Source organism: Mycobacterium sp. NBC_00419 (assembly GCF_036023875.1).
In the GTDB taxonomy this organism is placed as follows: Bacteria; Actinomycetota; Actinomycetes; order Mycobacteriales; family Mycobacteriaceae; genus Mycobacterium.
Genome location: NZ_CP107931.1, coordinates 1,367,947 through 1,385,801, shown reverse-complemented (window position 1 = coordinate 1,385,801; position 17,855 = coordinate 1,367,947). Strand labels below are relative to the sequence as shown.

General features: G+C 69.4%; 8 protein-coding genes. 4 read left to right on the top strand and 4 right to left on the bottom strand.

Translation table 11 applies throughout. The annotated features are described in order from the left end of the window. Positions 1–29 precede the first annotated feature (29 nt). The 4 genes from OG976_RS06280 to OG976_RS06265 form a co-directional block, all read right to left on the bottom strand. A complete protein-coding gene (locus OG976_RS06280; RefSeq protein ID WP_328359356.1) occupies positions 30–182 on the bottom strand; it encodes a hypothetical protein in 153 nt (50 codons plus the stop codon). Positions 183–198: 16 nt separating this feature from the next. After that, positions 199–507, bottom strand: a complete 309-nt coding sequence (locus OG976_RS06275; protein ID WP_328359353.1) for a hypothetical protein — start codon at positions 505–507, stop codon at positions 199–201. Between the two features lie 71 nt (positions 508–578). Beyond that, entirely contained in the window at positions 579–809 is a 231-nt protein-coding gene (locus tag OG976_RS06270) for a hypothetical protein (RefSeq protein ID WP_328359350.1), read from the bottom strand. A 135-nt stretch (positions 810–944) separates the two neighbouring features. Continuing rightward, positions 945–2,120, bottom strand: coding sequence for a cytochrome P450 (locus OG976_RS06265; protein ID WP_328359347.1), 1,176 nt, complete (start codon positions 2,118–2,120; stop codon positions 945–947). Between the two features lie 201 nt (positions 2,121–2,321). Here OG976_RS06265 and OG976_RS06260 point away from each other — a divergent pair, with 201 nt between their 5' ends. The 4 genes from OG976_RS06260 (at position 2,322) to OG976_RS06245 (ending at position 17,848) form a co-directional block, all read left to right on the top strand. Further along, complete coding sequence (locus tag OG976_RS06260; protein WP_328359345.1) at positions 2,322–2,684, top strand: hemophore-related protein; 363 nt, start codon at positions 2,322–2,324, stop codon at positions 2,682–2,684. A 189-nt stretch (positions 2,685–2,873) separates the two neighbouring features. Next, a complete protein-coding gene (locus tag OG976_RS06255) occupies positions 2,874–4,484 on the top strand; it encodes a PfaD family polyunsaturated fatty acid/polyketide biosynthesis protein (RefSeq protein WP_328359343.1) in 1,611 nt (536 codons plus the stop codon). 48 nt (positions 4,485–4,532) lie between these two features. After that, positions 4,533–11,396: an SDR family NAD(P)-dependent oxidoreductase gene (locus OG976_RS06250; protein WP_328359340.1), complete on the top strand. Its 6,864-nt coding sequence runs from the start codon at positions 4,533–4,535 to the stop codon at positions 11,394–11,396. Next, entirely contained in the window at positions 11,393–17,848 is a 6,456-nt protein-coding gene (locus tag OG976_RS06245) for a beta-ketoacyl synthase N-terminal-like domain-containing protein (protein WP_328359337.1), read from the top strand. Before OG976_RS06250 ends, OG976_RS06245 begins: the two co-directional genes overlap by 4 nt. Positions 17,849–17,855: the final 7 nt, after the last annotated feature.

The following is a 17,855-nucleotide window of genomic DNA, read 5'->3' as shown; positions in this document are numbered from 1 at the left end:
AACCTCGCGGCTGGGGGGATCGTATGCGATCAGCGGCGATTCCACGGCCCAAGCAGCATCCGCCACATCTTGCGAAAGCCCTCGGGGAACACCACGTCCTCACCGCGTTCGGCCTCGGCGCGCGCCTTCTCCCGTTCCTCGAAGCTCTTGCGGCGGGCATCGTCGTCGTCGTCGGTTGTCATGTCGTGGGTCTCGAGGTCAACGTCGACCGGGGCCGAATGGTCCGGGCCCGACGGGTCCCGGTCCGACGGGGCCTGGTCCGACTGGGCCGGGTCCGATGGGGCCTGGTCCGACGGGGCCGACGCCCGCGGGCCCGACGTAGCAGCACGGATTGATGTAGACGTTCACGTCGTCGTAGTACTCACACTGGTTGGTCTCCCAGTTGAAGTACATGCCTGCGCCGCAGCCGTCGTCGGCTTGGCTCGGCGCCGCGATGGAGATCGCGGCAACAGGAACTGATGCCAGTGCGAGGACACCCCCGACCCACCTGCGCACGTGACGCTGCATGTGACCCCCTCCATTGCCGTGGTGTCACGCTATCCGACACGGCGTCCGGTGGGGGCCTGAGTAGGAAAAGCTCAGGCGGGCAGGCGGGTACTGGGGTGGCGGGAGACCGCCGACAGCCATTCCGCGGTGATCCGTACATCGTCGAGTTGGCGGTCTGTTCCGTCGATGCGCTCGGAGACCTCACGCAGTTGTCTGGCTAGTTCGGCGCGTTGCATGACCAGCCTGGTGCGCATCCGGTCCAGAGCGGTCAACAGCATCCGGGCCTCAGATCGGGTGGGGATGGGTTGGGCGGGAGCGACCATGGCATGACTCCTTGGTGGAGGGGATATCTCCAGGTTGCGCCCGCCCGTTGGCGGAAAGCTCGTTGTTTGGGACACCGGCAGGTGGTTGGCAGCAGTCCCGTAGATTCGTCGGCCGGGTGCCCGGCCCACGCTGGTTCACCAGCTGACGGGAAGCGGCACCAAGCCGTGCGACAGCGAATGGAACCCGGCGCCCATGGCCGAGACGTCACCGCGCAGCTGAAGATCGGGGAATCTCGGAATCAGCTGGGAGAAAACAATTTTCAGCTCCATCCTGGCCAAAGCCGCGCCGACGCAGTAGCGCATGCCGTAGCCGAAGCCGACGTGGGCGGCCCCGGTCCGGAACACGTCGGCCCGGTACGGGTCCGGGAAAGCGGCCGGGTCGTGGTTGGCCGAGCCGGGGTCGAGCAGCACCAGATCGCCGGCCCGGATGGTCACGTCGCCCACTTCGATGTCGTCGCGCGCGTAGCGGGGCACACCGATTCCGCCGGGCATCCCGACTCGCAACAGCTCCTCGACGGCCTTGGGGATCAGCTCGGGTGACTCCAGCAGCAGCTGCCACTGGTCGCGATCGCTGAGCAGCAGCAGCGACTGCAGCCAGATCTGCATCACCGTGGTCTCGTGCCCGGCGAACAACAACTGCATACCCAGCGTGGCGATCTCGAGATCGGACAGGTCCGGCTCGTCGCACAACCGGGAGATGACGTCGTCGCCGGGGTCGCTGCGTTTGGCGGCCACCAGCTCCATGCCGTAGCCCAACAGAGCGACGAGGCCGTTCTCCGACACCGCGTCGTCGGGGGAGAAGGCGGCGTCTTCGACCCAGAGCCGGAAGCGGTCCCGGTCGGAGTAGGGCACGCCGAGCAGATCGCAGATGACCAGGACGGGGAACGGCTGGGCCAGGCTGGTGAGCAGGTCGGCGGCCGGGCCGTGACGCTCCATATCGTCGAGCAGGGCGGCGCACTGCTGCTCCAGCTTGGGTTGCAGTTCCCGCATGTGTCTGGGGGAGAAGTGCGGCTGCAGCAGCTGCCGCATCCGCGCGTGGTCGGCAAGTTCGGTGTCGAAGTCGCCGATCGGTCCGCCGAACAACGCCGACGTCCGGCTGCGCGGCGCAGTGGCGGGGTCGCGGTGGGTCCGCCCCAGGTGTTCGTCGTCCATCAGCCTGCGTACTTCGGCGTAGCCGGTGACCAGCCAGGCCTCGTCGCCGACAGCGGTCAGCACTTTATGGATCGGACCGCGGGCCTGCAGGGCCTGCAGTTCCTCGGACGACCGCAGCGGATGGTCCTGGCGAAACGGCAGTTGTACGGAAGCGGTCATGGGTGTCCTTCGGTGACGATGTCAGGGGACCTGTGTTCGACGGTAGAACAACGGCGAGACTTTTAGAACTACCAGTCTCGTTTCGCGTGCGGGGTGAAATCTTTCCGTCGCGCCATTTCTCGTCCCGGGAATTCGCTGCAGTGTTTAACTGGCGCGCATCCACCGCGCCGCAAGGCATCTCATAGGGAAGGTCACGTGTCGATGACACCTGCACGCTGGTTCCGAAGTGTCGTCATCGTCGGGGGCCTGATCACCGCTGTTCCGTTGGCGATGACCGCAACGGCCGATGCCGACCCGATCACCGACGCCCTTGCTACGACGCCGTGTAGCTACGCCCAGGTCAGCGCCGCGCTCAAGGCGCAGGCGCCGTCGCTGAGTCTGCAGCTTGCGTACCGGCCGGACATGCAGGCCAATCTGCAGCAGTTCCTGGCGCTGCCGGTGGAGCAGCGTCAGGCGCAGATCGCTCAGCAGCAATCGACGATGGATCCGCAGACCGAGGCCATGCTCGCAGCCGCCGTCGGCCCGGCAGTTACCAAGGTCGCCAACACCTGCATGAACTACTGAACCGCGGCTCCGGAGCGCCCGGTGGGGGCGAAATCTTACGAAAATCACCCCGACATGCGATTTCAGCAACGGATAACTCCAGTTACGGGATATCCTCGTTCACAGTGTTACCGGCTAGTAGGGGGGCCGGGATAAGAACGTGTTCTAAAACGGCCTCACGCTCGCGTTAATTGGTTAAAGTGCGACACCATGCGTGCGTCCTTGGCTAACTCGCGTCCTGCGGACGCCGCTTCCAGTTCTTTGCTCGATCGGCACGACGTCGTCGAGGCGCTCGACGCGATCCGCAGGCCGGTGGCAGTGGTCGGGTCGGCTCAGGGTCCGCGGGCCGTCGTGCTCGACGACGCGGGTTTGCTCACACCGGAGATCATGGGTCAGGACGTGCTCGCCGTCCTGCCGCCTATCTACCCCGAATGGCTCGGCGAGCGCAGCTTCACCGCCACCCACGGTGTCCGCTTTCCGTATGTGATCGGCGAGATGGCACGCGGTATCGCCACCCCGCGGATGACCATCGAGGGTGTGCGGGCCGGAGTGATGGCCTTCTACGGCAGTGCCGGGTTGGACCTGCCGACCATCGAAGCGGGCGTGCGGGAAATCCAGGACGCGCTCGGACCCGACGCGGGCGGCTGGGGCGCGAACCTCATCCACAACCTTCACAACGAAGGCGTGGAGATGGCCACCGTCGACCTGTTCCATCGGCTGGGAGTTCGCTACGTGTCGGCCTCGGCGTTCATGAGGCTCACCCCGGCGATCGTCCACTACGCGGTGAAGGGTCTTCGTCGCGGCCCGGACGGACAGATCGTGCGCGCCGGCCACATCTTCGGCAAGGTGTCGCGCGACGAGGTGGCGCGACAATTCCTTTCTCCCGCGCCGGAGGCCATGCTGAGTGCGCTGGTCGCCCAGGGCCGCATCACCGCCGAGGAAGCCCAGCTCGCTGCCGGCATCCCGATCGCCGAGGACATCACCGCCGAGGCGGATTCCGGTGGGCACACCGACAACCGCGCGCTGACGGTGCTGCTGCCGGGGCTGATCGCGCTGCGCGACGAGATTGCCGCAGCCCATGGCTATTCGGTTCTGCCCAGGGTGGGTGCGGCCGGGGGACTGGGAACGCCGGCGTCGGTCGCAGCCGCGTTCGCCGCGGGCGCTGCCTACGTCCTGACCGGGTCGGTGAATCAGTCCGCGGTGGAAAGCGGCCTGGCCGCCGACGCGCGCAGCCTGCTCGCCCAGGCCGAGGCGACCGACGTGACGATGGCCCCGGCCTCGGACATGTTCGAGATGGGCGTGACGGTGCAGGTGCTCAAGCGCGGCACCATGTTCGCCCAGCGCGGCCAGCGGCTGTCCGACTTCTACCGCCGTTACGCCTCGTTCGAGGAAGCCCCCGCCGACGAGGTGCGCACCCTCGAGACCGCGGTGCTCGGCCGCACCGTCGACGACATCTGGCAGGAGACCGAGGCCTTCTTCTCCCGCAGCGACCCGGCGCAGGCCGAACGCGGGCGCACCGACCCCAAGCACCGGATGGCGCTGGTCTTCCGCTGGTATCTGTTCATGGGCTCACAGTGGGCCCGCGACGGCATCACCGAGCGGCGTGCCGACTACCAGATCTGGTGCGGCCCGGCGATGGGTGGGTTCAACGAATGGGTGCGGGGCAGTTTCCTGGAACCGGTGCAGGCGCGCACTGTGCGCCAGATCGCGCTCAACCTGCTCGAGGGTGCGGCCACCGTGACGCGCGCCGGCCAGTTGCGCACCGCCGGCGTCCAGATGCCCCCGTCCGCGTTCGACTACCGTCCCCGCCCCCTCGGATAGCTTCTTCACCCGGTTAGTTTCGTCCACCTCCCCCGGATAAAAGGTGTCATGACAGACCAGCAGCACAACCCCCTCTCGATTCCCGTCGCCGTCGTAGGTATGACAGCCATCTATCCGGGAGAGCCGGGACTGGAAGGTTTTTGGCGCACCATCACCGGTGGTCGTGACGCCATCGGTGACGTGCCGCCGAGCCATTGGCTGATCGACGACTACTACGACGCGGATCCCAAGGCCGTCGATCGGACCTATTGCAAGCGCGGCGGCTTCATCGAGCCGGTGCCGTTCGACCCGGTGAAATTCGGCTTGCCGCCCAACGCGTTGCCCTCTACCGACTCCGCCCAGCTGCTGGCCCTGATCGCCGCGCGCAAGGTGCTCGACGAGGCCATGCGTTCCGGTGTGGACGTCGACCTCGACCGCGTCGACATCGTCCTCGGCGTCGCCTCCACCACCGAACTGGTCGTTCAGATGGGCTCGCGGATGCAGCGGCCGATCTGGCGCAAGGCGCTGCTGGAGAACGGGCTGTCCGAAGAGGAGGCCGACGAGATCTGCGGCGACATCGCCGACTCCTACCCCGCCTGGCAGGAGAGCACCTTCCCCGGTCTGCTCGGCAACGTGGTCGCCGGCCGGGTGGCCAACCGGTTGGATCTCGGTGGCAGCAACTTCGTCGTCGACGCCGCCTGCGCCAGTTCGCTGTCCGCGCTGCAGGCCGCCCTGCACCGGCTGTACCTCAACGAGTCCGACCTGGTGCTGACCGGCGGAGTCGACGCGCTCAACGACGTGATGATGTACATGTGCTTCTCCAAGACGCCGGCGTTCTCGCCCACGGGTGACTGCCGGCCGTTCTCCGATGCCGCCGACGGCACGATCATCGGTGAGGGCGTGGGCATGCTGGCGCTCAAGCGCCTCAGTGATGCCGAGCGCGACGGCGACCATATTCACGCGGTGATCCGCGGCCTCGGGTCGTCCTCGGACGGGCGTGCCTCCAGCGTGTATGCGCCGCGCTCGGAAGGCCAGGCCAAGGCGCTGCGCCGTGCCTACGAGCGAGCCGGATACGCCCCGGAGACCGTCGAGCTCCTCGAAGCCCACGGCACCGCTACCAAAGCCGGTGACGTCGCCGAGTTCGCAGGACTCAAGCAGGTGTTCACCGACTCCTCCGCGCGGATCGCACTCGGCTCGGTCAAGTCCCAGATCGGCCACACCAAAGCGGCGGCCGGCGCCGCAGGACTCATCAAAGCCATTCTGTCGCTGCAGCATTCGACACTGCCCGGCACGCTGAAGGTTGGCCGCCCGAACCCCGCGATGGGCTTGGAGGAAACCCCCTTCTACGTCAATGCGCAGACCCGCCCGTGGGTCCGCTCCGGCGACCAGCCGCGCCGGGCAGCGGTCAGCTCGTTCGGCTTCGGCGGCAGCAACTTCCACGTGACGCTCGAGGAGTACACCGGCGAGCACCGTGCCAAGCGGCTGCGCGCACTGCCCAGCGAACTGGTGGTGCTCAGCGCCGCCTCCGAGGCCGACCTGGCCACGCGGGCCGCCGACATCGCGGCCGCGGCGCGCAGCGGGGAGAGCCTGGCCCGCCTCGCCTACGATTCGGCCCGCGACTTCGACGCGTCGCACACTGCGCGTGCCGGTCTGGTCGCCGCCGATGTGACCGCTCTGGCGGCGCTGGCCGAGAAGCTGCACAAGGCGCTCGCCGACGGCACCGCGGCCACTCTCAAGGACGCCAACATCTCGGTCGGCTTCGGTCCCGCTCGCGACGGCAAGACGGCCTTCCTGTTCCCCGGTCAGGGCAGCCAGTACGTCGGGATGGGTGCCGACCTCGCGCTGGCCTTCCCGGACGCCGTCGCGGTGTGGGACTCCCTGGGCGACGACCTTGTCGATCTGCACCGGGTGGTGTTCCCCGAGCCGGCCTTCGATACAGCCACCTCGGATGCACAGCGCGCCGAGCTGACCGCCATGCAGAACGCCCAGCCGGCGATCGCCACCACCAGCCTGGCCCAGCTCGCCCTGCTCGATGTGCTCGGCGTGCGCCCCGAGGCCGCGGCCGGGCACAGCTTCGGCGAGGTCACCGCGCTGGCAGCTGCCGGCGTCTTGCCGACGCAGCGGCTCGTCGACACCGCGCGCACCCGCGGCGTGCTGATGGCCGAGGCCGGACAGGGTCGCGACGGCGCGATGCTGGCGGTGACCGCCAGTGCCGCCGATGTCCGGGCCCTGCTCGACAGCCAGCCCGAGGCGGCCGCCTCGCTGGTGATCGCCAACGACAACGCGCCCGGCCAGGTGGTTCTGGCAGGGCCGGCCGCAGATATCGCGTGGGCGGAATCCGCCGCGAAGTCGGCGGGCTGGACGTCGGTGCGGCTGCCGGTGGCCTCGGCGTTCCACTCGCCGATCGTGGCCGCGGCCTCCGAGCCGCTGACGGCCTACCTCAAGACGATGGAGTTCGGTCAGGCGCAGTTCCCCGTCTACGCCAACGCGACCGCGCAGACCTACGCCGGCGGGGTTGCCGAGCAGCTCGGCGATCAGGTACGCCAGCCGGTGCGGTTCCGCGAGATGGTCGAAGCGATGGCCCGCGACGGTGTCACCCGCTTCGTCGAGGTGGGCCCGAGTCGCGTGCTGACCAAGCTGGTCGACCAGATCCTCGATGGCACACCGCATCTCGCGGTCGCACTCGATGATCCCAAGGCCGGCGGCCTGCGCGGCTGGCATCGTGGTCTGGCGGCGCTGGCCGCCGACGGCGTGCCGCTGAACCTGGCCGCCCTGTACGACGACTACGACGAGCCGGCCAAGCATGTGCCGGCGCCCAAGCACGCGGTGCTGGTAGGAGGAGCCAACGTTGGAAAGCCTTATCCGCCTTTGGACGGCAAGGTCTCGATCAAGCCTAAGCGCACTCGCGTGAGCGCGCCCCAGGCGAGCGCGCCGCAGCAGGTGGTCGCTACACCGGCGCCCATCCCGGCCGCCGCGCACAACGGGTCACCCGCACCGACACCGGCGGCAGCCGCAGTCCAGACGATGCCCGCTCCGGCTCCGGTGTTGCCGCGCAACGGTGCACCCGCCGCCGCGCCGGCGGTGCAGGCGGCACCGGCACCCGCACCGGTTCTGCCGCGCACCGGAACTCCGGCTCCGGCCGCCGCCCAGGCTCCGCTGTCCACCGACGCCTGGAGCATCATCGACCGCATCCAGCAGGAGACCGCCCAGCAGCACGAGCGCTACCTCGGTGCGGTGGCCAACACCCACAAGGCGTTCCTGGAGATGTCGGCGCAGATGATGGCCGAGATCGTCGGCGAGCATTCCAGCGCCCAGCAGGCACTGACGCCCGCACCGGTGGTCGTGCACGCATCCGAGCAGGTAGTGCACACGGTGCACACCATCGCCGAGCCGCCTGCTGCGGTCGCCGCACCCGCTCCGGTGGTTGCGCCGGTTGCTGCACCCGCACCCGCACCCGCTCCCGCTGCCGCGGCGGCACCTGCGCCGGCACCTGCCGCACCCGCCCCGGTTGCTGCCCCGGCGGCGCTGGCCGTGAACGCCGGCGAGGTGGTGCTGGCGATCGTTTCGGAGAAGACGGGTTATCCCGCCGACATGCTCGGCCTGGATATGGAGATGGAGTCCGAGCTCGGGATCGATTCGATCAAGCAGGTCGAGATCCTGGCGGCGTTGCAGGCGAAGTTCCCTGGCGCTCCGGAGATTCCGGCTTCGGAGTTGTCGAACCTGCGCACCCTGCAGGACGTCGTGGATTCGATTGCCGACTTCGCCTCGGCGGGTGCCCCGGCCGCCCCCGCGGCTCCGGCTGCTGCGGCCCCGGTGGCCGCTCCCGCGGTGAACGCCGGTGAGGTGGTGCTGGGGATCGTTTCGGAGAAGACGGGTTATCCGGCGGACATGCTCGGCCTGGATATGGAGATGGAGTCCGAGCTCGGGATCGATTCGATCAAGCAGGTCGAGATCCTGGCGGCGTTGCAGGCGAAGTTCCCTGGCGCTCCGGAGATTCCGGCTTCGGAGTTGTCGAACCTGCGCACCCTGCAGGACGTCGTGGATTCGATTGCCGACTTCGCCTCGGCGGGTGCCCCGGCCGCCCCCGCGGCTCCGGCTGCTGCGGCCCCGGTGGCCGCTCCCGCGGTGAACGCCGGTGAGGTGGTGCTGGGGATCGTTTCGGAGAAGACGGGTTATCCGGCGGACATGCTCGGCCTGGATATGGAGATGGAGTCCGAGCTCGGGATCGATTCGATCAAGCAGGTCGAGATCCTGGCGGCGTTGCAGGCGAAGTTCCCTGGCGCTCCGGAGATTCCGGCTTCGGAGTTGTCGAACCTGCGCACCCTGCAGGACGTGGTCGATTCCATCGCCGGTTTCGCCTCCGGTGGTGCGAGCGCCCCCGCCGCGCCCGCCGCCCCGGCAGCGGCCCCTGCCGCGGCAGTCCCGGTCTCCACCCAGGATGCCGGTGAGGTCGTGCTGGCGATCGTTTCGGAGAAGACGGGCTATCCCGCCGACATGCTCGGCCTGGATATGGAGATGGAGTCCGAGCTCGGGATCGATTCGATCAAGCAGGTCGAGATCCTGGCGGCATTGCAGGCCAAATTCCCCGGCACACCGGAGATCCCGGCCTCCGAGCTGGCCAACCTGCGCACCCTGCAGGATGTCGTCGACTCGGTCTCCGGTGCAACCTCCGGTGACGGCTCCGAACCCGCTGCGCCCGTGCACCATTCGGCCCCGGCAACAGTGCCCTCAGGTGGCTTGGACTGCGCCGAGGCGGCCATGCGGGAAGTCCCGCCGACCGGCTTCGCCATGGCGGGTCTGCGCGACGGTGAGGTCCTGATCACCCGGGAGAACGCGGCCTTCGCCGAGGATCTCGAGCGCGTCATGATCAGCCACGGCATCAAGGCCCGCGCTGTCGACGTCGTACCGCACGAAGCCGCCGCGGTCATCAGCCTGGCCGCCCTCGGGCCGGCCGGCTCGCCGCAAGACTGCGTCGAGACGCACCTGCGGGCATTCCACGCCGCCCGCAGTGTCGCCAAGAGCTCCTCGCGCTCACGGCTTTTCGTCACCGTGCAGTCCACCGGGGCCCGCTTCGCCGAAGCGGACACCCCGATCGGTGTGGCCAGCGTCGCCAAGACCGCGGCATGGGAGTGGCCCAACGCCTCGGTGCGGGCCATCGACATCGAGACCCTGGACCCCGAACGCCTGGTGGCCGAACTGCTCGCCGGCGGCAGCGGGGTGGAGGTCGCGCTGCGTAGCGACGGCACCCGGCTGGTCGTCGTCGAGGACGTCGACGCCGAACCCACCGGCGAGACGATCAGCGTTCCGGCCGACGGCGTCGTGGTGGTCACCGGCGGCGCACGCGGTGTAACCGCGCAGTCCGCGCTGGCTCTGGCGGCACGGCACGGCCTGCGCCTGGCGCTGCTGGGCCGCACCGCCCTGCGGGAGGTCACCGCCGACGAGCCGACAGGTACCACCGCCACCGAGATCGCCACCTCGCTCGCCGCTTCGGCGCGGTCCCGCGGCGAGGCCCTCAGCCTGCCGCAGGCACGGGCACAGGCCGAGCGTCTGCTCGCCGAACGCGAAGTCCGCGCCACCTTGAGCGCCGCCGAGCGCCAAGGCACCCCGGCCAGGTACTTCGCCGCCGACATCAACGACACCGAGTCGCTGCGCACCGTCCTCGACGAGGTGCGCAGCAATGTCGGGCCGATCGTCGGCGTCGTGCACGGGGCCGGTGTGCTGGCCGACCGGCGCCTGGAAGACCTCGACGACGAGCAGTTCGTCCGGGTGTTCAACACCAAGGTGATCGGCGCCGAGGCGCTGCTGGCGGCGACCTCGTCGGACGACCTGCGGTTCATCTCGCTGTTCTCCTCCATCGCCGCGCGGGCCGGTAACCCCGGCCAGTGCGCCTACGCCGCGGCCAATGCCGTGCTGGAGTCCATCGCGGCGCGCGAATCAGCCCGCCGCGGCGACGCGTGCGTGGTGCGAGCCTTCGGCTGGGGTCCGTGGGACGGCGGCATGGTCGACGCCACGCTGAAGAGCCGATTCCTGGAGTCCGGGGTGGGTGTCATCCCGATCGACGAGGGTGCGCAGTTCTTCGCCGAGCACGCCCTGCGGCGTTCCGGGTCAACGGCCATCGTCGTCGCCGCACCGGCCGAGGCCCGCCTGCGGGCGGCCCGGCTGGACTGGGACGTCTCGACCGACACCCTGCCGGTGCTCACCGACCATCAGGTGCGCGGACGCGTCGTGGTCCCGGTGGTGATCGTGCTCGACGCGATGCTGCGTGCGGCGCGCGGACTGGTGCCGGACGCATCCCCGGTGGTCCGTGACTTCCAGGTGCTCTCCGGGGTCACCTTCGCCGAAGGCGAGCAGCAGCCGCTCACGCTGGACTTCGAGCCGACCGGGTCGGCCTACACCGTCAGCGTGCTCGACCCGGAGGGCCGCAAGCGCTACCGGGCCGTCCTGGACACCGAATCGCCTTCTGCGCCAACCATCTCGGTGCCCGACGCAGGCGGTGAGCAGTGGCCGTTCGGTGTCGGGGAGATCTACGGCGGGCCGTTGTTCCACGGGCCCCGATTCGCGGCCATCGAGCAGCTCGACGCCGTCGGTCCGGCCGGGGCCAGCGCGATCCTCAACAGCCTTGACGATCTCGGGTGGCCCGGCGGTGATTGGGCGATCGACCCCGTCAGCGTCGACGGCGGGTTGCAGCTGGGCATCCTGTGGGCGAGCGCGCACGGACGGCCGCTGGTGCTGCCGGTGCGGATCGGGCGGGCGGTCTTCCATCAGTCGTCCGGTGACGGCGGCAGCCTGCGCTGCCGCATCGCCGCGAAACCGGTGAACGACAAGCGGGTCGACTTCGACATCGCGCTGGAGACCGCCGACGGCACGCTGGTCGCCGAACTCGAGGGCGTGGAGTTCTACGTCGCAGGCACTGGGGCGGATACGACGGCGTGAGTGGTTTCGAACCCGTCGCAATCGTCGGGCGCAGCTGCATCCTGCCCGGTGCCGCCACGCCGGAGGCGCTGTTCGACGCGACCCTGAACGGACGCTGCCTGCTGACGCCCACCCGGCCCGAACACTGGCGGGGAGTGGACCCGGCGGCCTTGCTGGCCAGCGATCAGCCCGGCCTTCGGGTGTCCTCGGCCACCGGTGGCTACATCGACGCGTCGCCCGACGTCAGTGCGATCGCGGAGCGGATCACCGATTTCGGCCGCCTCGACCCGATCTCGCACTGGCTGGCCTACTGCGGGCAGCAGGCCCTCGGTGGTCCGTCGGCAGCACCGCGGACCGGGCTCATCGTCGGCAACCTGTCCTACCCGTCGGCGGGCAATACCGAGTTCGTCGAGGGTGTCTGGAACGGTAACGGCCACACCGATCCCCGCAACCGGTTCTCCTCAGGGCTGCCGGTGCACCTGGTGGCGGCCGCGATGGGGCTGACCGGGCCGGCTTTCGCGCTGGACGCGGCGTGCGCGTCATCGCTCTACGCGATCAAGCTCGCCTGCGACGCGCTGCACGACGGCGAGGCCGACGTCATGCTCGCCGGTGGCGTCAACGGCGCCGACGATCTGTTCCTGCATCTGGGTTTCACTGCGCTGCAAGCACTCAGCCCGTCGGGCCGGTCACGGCCTTTCCATGCCGATGCCGACGGTCTGGTTCCGGCGGCCGGCGCGGCGCTGGTCGCCCTCAAACGCCTCGAGGACGCCGAGCAGGCCGGGGACCGGATTCTCGGTGTGATCCTGGGCGTCGGACTGTCCAACGACGGTCGCCAGAGCGGCTTCCTGGCCCCCGCGGTGGGCGGCCAGACCCGGGCGATGATGGCCGCCTTGGAGCAGGCGGGCCTCACCCCGTCGGATATCGACTATCTGGACTGTCACGCCACCGGCACACCGCTGGGTGACGCCACCGAACTGCAGAGCATCTTCGCCGCCTACGGCGAGGTGCCGTTGCGGCTCGGGGCGCTCAAGGGCAACCTCGGGCACACCATCACCGTCTCCGGTGCGGCCAGCCTGATCAACGTGCTCTCGGCCATGCAGGCCTCGACCATAGCGCCAGCCTTGTGCGAGAAACCCACTGCAGCGCTGGGTGATACACCCTTCACGTTGGCGACCACCCCGACGCCGTGGGACGGCGAGATCAAGCGGGCCGCGGTCAGCAACTTCGGTTTCGGCGGCAACAACGCCCACCTGATCGTCGCCAACTATGTGCCCGCTCGCCGCACGGCGCAGCGCCCGTCGGCGCCGTCGGGTGACATCGTCATCTGCGGGCTGGGCGTGGTGACCGGCGACGCACGCGACGCCGAGTCGTTCCGGCGCCGGGCCCTTGGACCCGAGGCCCAACCGACCCCGCTGGATACGGTGGAGCTCGACCTTGTGCGCCTTGGCTTTCCGCCCAGTGAACTCAAGTCCAGCCTCAGCCAGCAGACCACGATGCTGGCCGCGGCCGGGCAGGCGCTCGACCAGGTCGGCACCGACCCGGAACGCACCGGAGTCATCGTCGGAATGGGTTGCGACGCCACCATCGCGCGGCAGCGGCTTCGGGTGCTGCACGCCGACGACCAGGACTGGCTGGCCGCCAACAGCGATGCGGCCCCCCGTCTGACCGCCGACGGCGTGGTCGGCACCATGCCCAACATCCCGGCGAATCGCATTCACGCCCAACGGGATTTCCGCGGCTGGGGATTCACCGTCTCCAGCGAGGAGCTGTCGGCCATCACCGCTCTGCGGATCGCTGTGCGCGCACTGCGGCGCGGTGAACTCGACGCCGTCGTGGCCGGGGCCGTGGACATGTGTTGCGAGCCAGCACACGAGCGTGCCGCCGACGCGGTGGGCGCCGGCGGATGGGAACCGCACGGCGATGCCGCGGTGGCGTTCGTCCTCAAGCGGCGCGCCGACGCCGAGGCCGCCGGTGACGACATCATCGCCGTCATCGACACCGACGGGGCGTTCGTCGCCCCCGAGGCCAATATCGGCGCCGAACGTTTCGGGCGCACGCATGCGGCCAGCGCGGCGATCGAAATCGCCTCGCGGGCAGAAGCATTGCGTGCCCGGGTACGGGTGGACCAGAACGGGGCACAACCCGCTCCCGGTGGAACCCAGACCTCGATCTGGCTGGAGTCGCTCGGCGGCCGTGCCGACGGTGTCACGTTGTCCGCCGTCGGCCATCGACCCCGGCCGCTGGCGCTGGGCGCGGTACCGCAGGTCGAGCGCTACGCCGGCGAGAGCCGCGACGAGGTCATCGGCCGGATGAAGCGCCGCGAGCCGGGCGGAACTGGCCCGGTGCGGTGCTCGGTGGTGGCCGACAACGACACCTCGCTGGAGACGCTGCGTTCGGCGGCGATCGAACGCCTCGAGCGCGGCGAGTCGCCGGTGATTCCCGGTGTCGCGTTCGCCGAGGGACCGACCACCGGAGAACTGGCGTTCATGTTCACCGGGGCGGCGGCGGCCTACCCGGGAGCGGGGCGAGATCTGTTCCTGGCGTGGCCCGAACTCGGCGACGCGCTGGCGGCGCGTCTGTCGGGGGTCGGTGATCTGGCGCGCCCGTTGTACGGCGCCGGCATCACCACCCTGGACCCGCGCACCCAACTCACCGGATGCGCCCTGGTCTGCCAGGCGCATGCGGAGTTCTCCCGCACAGTGCTCGGGCTGGCGCCGACCGCGGCCATCGGCCTGTCGTCGGGGGAGACCAATTCACTGCTAGCCTTTGGGGTCTGGCGTGATCTCGAGGAGATGCTCGGCGAGATCGAAGCCTCGGGCATGTACGGCGAGCAGCTGACCGGCAGCTGCCGGGTGGCGGCGACCGACTGGGGGCTGGGCGAGCAGGCGGCAGCGTGGGAGTGCTGGCGCATCAACGCACCCCGGGCTCAGGTCGAGGCCGCGCTGGACCGCGAACCGCGCGCGTACATGACCATCGTGCAGGCGCCCGATGACTGTGTGATCGGCGGCGATCCCGCGGCGTGCAAACGGGTGATCGACGCCATCGAGGGCGCGGGTGCGATACCGCTGGGCCTGGACATGGTGATCCACTGCAGTGCGATGGATCCGTTCGCCGACACCTGGCGGGCGATCCACACCCGCCAGGCGCATGTCGCGCCGGGGGTGCGGTTCTACACCAACGCTTCCAACCGGGCGTATGTGCCGACCAGTGAGGCTGCCGCGGCGGCGATCACGCAGCAGGCCGTCGAACCCATCGACTTCCCCGCGACGATCCTGCAAGCCTGGGAAGACGGTGTGCGGGTGTTCGTCGAGCACGGCCCGCGCGCCATTCTGACCGGGGCGATCCCGAAGATCCTCGGCGATCGCCCGCATGTGGCGGTGGCCCTGGACCCGCAGGAACGCCGCGGACTGCGGGCGCTTGCCGAGTCGGTGTCCAAGCTGTGGGTGCACGGCCTGTCGGTGCGGGTGGACGCCTTCGACGCGCGCCTTGACCAACTGCGCAGGCAATCGGCCACGGCGGGGGCCGACATCACCCGCAAGGTGACGTTGCCCGCCCACTGGCCCGACGTCGTCGCGGTCGCCCACGAACCAGCTCAACTTGCATCCGAGAACGGGAGCGCCCCAATGCCGGAAGTCGACCATGGAACTCTGCAGACGATGCAGGCGGCACCGGCTTATCCGACGCCGCTGGTGATTCCGCAGCGGGAGGTCGTCGTCACCGCGACCGAGGTCGTGCCCGCGCGGGTGCATGCGGCGCCGGGCGCGGTCAGCGGCCGCACGGCCGCGGCGCTGAGCCTGGTCGAGTCGGTGGGCCACGCCCATGCGGCGTTCGTCGAGCAGCAAGCCGAGGCGCACGAGTCGTTCCTGAAGATGCGCGGCGAGATGCTGGCGATGGCCGCCGGCCGGCGCTCGCCGGTGACGGTGGACGCACCGGCGTCGCCGGTTGCGTTGACATCGTCGCCGCAACCCGTTGCCGCACCGGTGAATCCGCCGCGCGCAGCCGTCGCCCCGGTCGTGGTCCCGGCGCCAGCCGCGGCGCCGTCCCCGAGCCAGGCCGCACCTGCGGCTCCGGTGTCCCCGCCGCCCCCGCCGCCGGCTCCCGCACCTCAGCCGCCGGCCGCCCCGGCGCCGCAGCAGGCGTTGTGGTCCCGCTCGCAGCTCGAAGTGCTTGCCGGAGGCAATATTTCGGAAGTGTTCGGCCCGTTGTTCGCCGAACTCGACAAGTACGACCGGTTGGTGCGGATGCCGGAACCGCCGCTGCTGCTGGCGGATCGGGTGATCAGCATCGAGGGCGAGCCCGGCACGATGGGCACCGGCCGGATCGTCACCGAGACCGACGTCGACCCGGATGCCTGGTACATGCACAACGGCCGGATGTCACCCGGTGTGGTGATCGAGTCCGGTCAGGCCGACCTGTTGCTGGCTTCGTGGCTGGGAGCCGACTTCCACAATCGCGGCGAGCGGGTCTACCGGTTGCTCGGCTGCGATCTGACGTTCATGGGCGAGCTGCCCAAGGGTGGCGAGACGCTGCGCTACGACATCCACATCGACGGTCACGCCAAGCACGGCGACACCCGGCTGTTCTTCTTCCACTACGACTGCTACATCGGTGATCGGCTGATGATCTCGGTGCGCAACGGACAGGCCGGGTTCTTCTCCAACGAGGAACTCAGCCACTCCGACGGGGTGTTGTGGGACGCTGCCGACGACGTGCCGCGCCAGGGTGCGCACCGTGACGAACCGCCGCGGGTCACCCAGAAGCGTTCGTTCGACCGTGCCGACCTCGACGCCTTCACCGACGGACATGCCTTCGCATGCTTCGGCCCCGGCTTCGAACGCGCCGCCGCCCACACCCGCACACCGAAGCCGCCGCGCGGCAAACTGCGGCTCATCGACGAGGTCGCCGAGTTCCAGCCCGACGGCGGCCCGTGGGGGCGCGGGTATCTGCGGGCGACCGCGTCGGTGCCCAAGGACGCCTGGTTCTACGACGGGCATTTCAAGAACGACCCTTGCATGCCGGGCACCCTGATGGCTGATGCGGCCACCCAGGCGCTGTCGTTCGCGATGGCCGCCTACGGCTTCACCATCGAACGTGACGGCTGGCGCTTCGAACCGGTGGCCGGCGAGATGGCGCGTTTCGTCTGCCGCGGGCAGGTCACCCCGGAGGCCGACCATCACCTGGATTACGAGGTGTTCATCGAGGAGATCGTGGACGGGCCGACGCCGACGATCTACGCGGCGCTGCTGTGCCGCAGTGACGGCTTCAAAGTGTTCGGCTGCCGCCGCTTCGGAATCCGCCTGGTCCCGGACTGGCCGATGCCGGCCGGTGCGCCGGGCCCGATCCGAATCCTGGAGGGCACCAAGGACGTTCGTGGTGACCACGGTGCGCTGCTGGCTTGCGGGCGCGGTATGCCCTCGGATGCCTTCGGCTCCCTGTACGCGCCGTTCGACGGAGCCCGCCGGGCACCCCGGCTACCCGACGAGCCCTACCATTTCGTCTCGCGGATCGTCAGCGTCGACAGCCCGCCCGGGGTACCGACCAAGGGTGGCACGGTTGTCGCCGAATACGACGTCCCCGCCGACGCCTGGTATTTCGAGGACGGCAAGTCCTCGACCGTCCCGATGGCGGTGCTCATCGAGATCCTGCTGCAGCCCTGTGGCTGGCTGTCGTCCTACAACGGGTTCGCCGCCAACCGTCTCGACGACGTCGTGTTCCGCAACCTCGACGGCAACGAGGTGGTGCTGGTCAAGCCCGCCGAGGTCGGCACGCTGCGCATCACCTCGACGCTGGAGCGCTACGCAGAGGGCGGCGGTTCGACCATCGTCTTCTTCGACGTCACCTGCACTCAGGGTGACCACGTAGTGATGACCATGAAGACGGCGTTCGGCTTCTTCAGCCCCGAGGCACTCAAGAACCAGGTCGGGCTCAAGGTGGAACCCGGTCAGCTGGAGTCACTTTCGGAGCAGGCGCCGATCGCCATGCCCTACACCGCCGACGAACTTCGCGGTGACCCGTGGCTGGCGCAGGGCCGGCTACAGGTGATCGACCGGGTGAACTTCTGGCCCAACGGGGGAGTCGAGGGTCTCGGGCGGCTGGTCGCCGAGTACGACGTCCACCCCGAGGCGTGGTTCTTCAAGGCGCACTTCTTCCAGGATCCCGTGCAACCCGGATCGCTGGGCCTGGAGGCCATGCAGCAGGCGGCCCGCGCGGCGGCCAAGCTGGCCGGCCTGGGCAGCGAGGACAGCGAGTTCGAGATCGTCGCCGTGGGACAGCCGTTCAGCTGGAAGTTCCGCGGCCAGGTGGTGCCGACCAACAGGCGGACCCGCAGCGAGGTCGACATCCTGTCGGTGACCCGGGAAGACCGCGGGGTGCTGGTGGTGTTCCAGGGCTCGTTCTGGGTTGACGACCTGCGCATCTACGAAACGCTGGGAATGGGTGTGCGGATCGTCGAGCGATCGCGCGGAACCAGATGACCGCCGA